Annotated in this window: 3 protein-coding genes; all 3 read right to left on the bottom strand. The window is 36.8% G+C overall.

Features of this window, described 5'->3' with window-relative positions:
- A partial coding sequence (locus D5281_RS24605) for a hypothetical protein (protein ID WP_160562486.1) occupies positions 1 to 350 on the bottom strand: 350 nt, incomplete at its 3' end.
- On the bottom strand, positions 322 to 567 hold the full coding sequence (locus D5281_RS24600) for a cold-shock protein (protein WP_277935620.1): 246 nt from the start codon (positions 565 to 567) through the stop codon (positions 322 to 324). The genes D5281_RS24600 and D5281_RS24605, both read right to left, overlap by 29 nt.
- A gap of 442 nt (positions 568 to 1,009) precedes the next feature.
- The gene (locus D5281_RS26810; RefSeq protein WP_160562485.1) at positions 1,010 to 2,254 is read right to left on the bottom strand and encodes a tyrosine-type recombinase/integrase; all 1,245 of its coding nucleotides are present in this window, start codon (positions 2,252 to 2,254) and stop codon (positions 1,010 to 1,012) included.
- Positions 2,255 to 2,338: the final 84 nt, after the last annotated feature.

Raw genomic sequence — 2,338 nt, 5'->3', positions numbered from 1 at the left:
TCATCCCACACATGGGGCTTATGTTTTACTGACAATCCTCCATGCGTACCTGTATTTGCGAAAGTAGCCACTTGAAAACCAGTCGCATTTACATAATTGTCCATACTTTCATAATCAATGTACACGCTTGCTTTTACACCGCCATTATATGGATGGGCATCTACTTTTACTGCCGAATGGAGAAAGTCCTGTGTTCTCCGATAGCTTGAAGGTGTCCATCCGGTATAATAATCTTGTAAATAATAATTCAGTGTTTCGTATACTCGCTCTGCCAGCGTGTCTACCATATTTAATAATACCGGCTGTATTGCTTTTGATAGTTCACTTATGTTTCTTACGTGCTTTGCCATGCTTTCTTTTCCTTTCCGGTGCTTCGATCACCATGATATTTTTTGCGTTGTAATCACTCCTGTCATTCTGGAATGGTTTAAAGAATACATAGTAACCTGAATCAATATATTCCCCATTCAATTTTGAGTGATGGATAAAATATGTGTTGCTGTCTTCACCACGAATAAACCCAAATCCCCTGTCATGGAAATATCTTGTAACCTTACCGTACAACATTTATCATCTCCTTTCGTGATTATGATCTGAAATTTGTTATGCCTATGAAATTGCTGTTTTAAGTTGGATGGGATTGTTGTTATGAGTTGCATTAGAATGCCTCTGTAAGACCGTGTGAGGCTCATACAGGTGTTTTAGAAGTAGTTGTGCAGATTTATGTGATTATTGCTAAACCACATAAATAAGCCCTCTATCAATCATGTATTAATACGACTGATAAAGGACTTATTTAGATGTCCTAACTAGCATATGTGCAAAATTCTCCTTTCTTGCATATTTTTATTAAATGGTCACTTTTTTGGTCACTTTTTCTTCTACTATCCTGAAAACCTTGATTTTACTAGCTTTTTCTGGTCACTTTTCAGGGTTCAAGTCCCATCTTCCGCAGTGGTTAATAAGTGAGGAAACCTTGATTTTACTGGGTTTCCTTCTTTTTTTGTGTTCAACCGGCTTGAACACCCTTGAACACGTTGTTAATTTTGCTATTAATAGCCTTTTCATAAGCGTCTGAACGGTTTTCAATGGAGGAAGTGGAGTGCATATAATATTTTTCAGTTGTCGAAAAATCTTTATGTCCTGCGAATGTCCTTATTTCTTCACTGGATAATGCCCCCGATTCACCCATATTGGAAATACAGGTTTTGCGGATAGAATGATTTCCTTTTTGTGTGGTTTTAATCATGCGGTTTAAGCGCCTTAAAACGTTGTTGATTGCATCATTATGTATCCGTTCGCCGTCCTTATCCAATAATAAATATTCTGAATGAAAATTCCGCTGTTCGTTGGTCTTAATTATCATAGTCAGAAATTCTTTTGCATTCCGAGTTAAAAATAATTTCCTGTCAGCAGTAGGCGTTTTTCCATGAGAAACAATTTCATACCCATTGCGGACTATTTTTCCATCAGCCAATTTGTCATAATGCTTAATTTCCTGACGCTGAATATGTACCAGATTTTTTGAAAAGTCACTTGTCTTTAATGCAACGACTTCCCCGACACGCAACGCCAAAGTAAAATTAAGGCAGACACCAAGATAGGCTATATTTCCCGTCTTTTTAAATTGTTTTAGTGCCATGTTAATGATTGTTTCTTCTTCATCATTGATGTAGACCTGTTCCGTCTGCGGCTTTTCCTGCTCCACGGCATATTTTTTATAGGATATACCATGAACCACTCTGGAAACATTATGATTTGTGAGGTTAGACTCAATCGCAAAATCATATAGCATGTTTATAAGAGATTTCATTTCTTTAAATTTCCGAGAAGTAAGCCTATGCTGTGAAATTTTGTCCAAGAACCAACTTTTAAGCATGGCAACCGTTATTTCATCAAACTTGCATTTGACTATGTATTCCTCTTTATAATAGGTTTCCCATACCCAATTCAGTTTATGGGCGTTGGCAAGAGAAGTCTCCTTACCCTTATATTCCAAGAATAAGGGATACAGCTTTTCCAGAGTGTTTGCTACAGGTTTTTCTTTCATTTGCTTATAATAAGCGACTATTTTCATTTCAAGGTTCTCTTTTGATACTGATGTTACAGGTTTCCTTTTTTCTCCGTCCTTTTTAGGTGGTAAATATGTCCTATAACGTTTGTCATGCTCTGAATAATAAATTTCATAAGGGTGTTGCTCTAAATAGTATTTTCTCTCCATATTCACTATATCATTCAGTGCATCATCTATCACTTTTACCTTAGCACCTGGATTCTCGGAGTTAACATGACGAGGTTGGTACCTTCACTCCGAGAGCCTCATATATTTTTGCCTGCT

It is taken from the genome of Parablautia muri, assembly GCF_009917485.1.
GTDB lineage: Bacteria > Bacillota > Clostridia > Lachnospirales > Lachnospiraceae > Suilimivivens > Suilimivivens muri.
Note: the sequence above shows the minus strand (reverse complement) of the source record. Positions and strands in the feature narration are given on the sequence as shown.